This window comes from Xanthovirga aplysinae, assembly GCF_009711365.1.
GTDB classification, from domain to species: domain Bacteria; phylum Bacteroidota; class Bacteroidia; order Cytophagales; family Cyclobacteriaceae; genus Xanthovirga; species Xanthovirga aplysinae.
On record NZ_SMMB01000196.1, the window covers coordinates 1 to 647 of the forward strand.

Here is a 647-nt window from a genome sequence, read left to right on the forward strand (position 1 = left end):
TTGCCGTTTATTTCTGTTTTATTATGTTCAATATTTATTTCTGTATTTAACGGCTTTCCATCTTTCGCCTGATAATTTAAAGAAATGAAAGCAGAAAAAGGAAAAACATACTCATTATCCACCATTTTAAAATCACTATACTCCAAATCTAAAGTGTTTTTCCCTGGGCTTTCTGTAATATGAACACTATTTAACTTCATAGTATGAGCACTAATGTAGTTTTCAACTTTTAGTGTTCCATTATTTTGCTTGATAATATAGTAATCCTGCCTCCTTTTTATTCTATCGCCGTCAGTCTTGCCCAAAGGAAGATTTCCTACCAGAATGGATTGAATCATATTATAATCAATTCTAAAATTATATTTTTCACTTAAGGAAGCGTAATCCATTATGGAATAAGTCTTATCTATTCTATTCATAAAAACCAATGAATCACGAGTGATCATCCCCCTAGCGGCTTCAATACCCAAAGCAGGAACAATGGAAAACCAAATAATACTATCCCTTTTCATCCGAATATTCGCGGTTGCCCGGGTGGTTTTTGAACCTTCGGAGTATTTAATCTTCGCTTTGGTACTCAAATGATCAAAGTCCAACTCCCGAAGTTCAAACTTTTTCTTCTCAAGTGAATACGTATCTATTGGGGT

The 647-nt window shown here is 33.8% G+C and carries 1 protein-coding gene; it reads right to left on the minus strand.

Translation table 11 applies throughout. From position 1 onward, the window contains the following. On the minus strand, positions 1-647 hold a 647-nt coding region (gene lolB1, locus E1171_RS00390), incomplete at both ends, for a lipoprotein insertase outer membrane protein LolB1 (protein ID WP_155203014.1).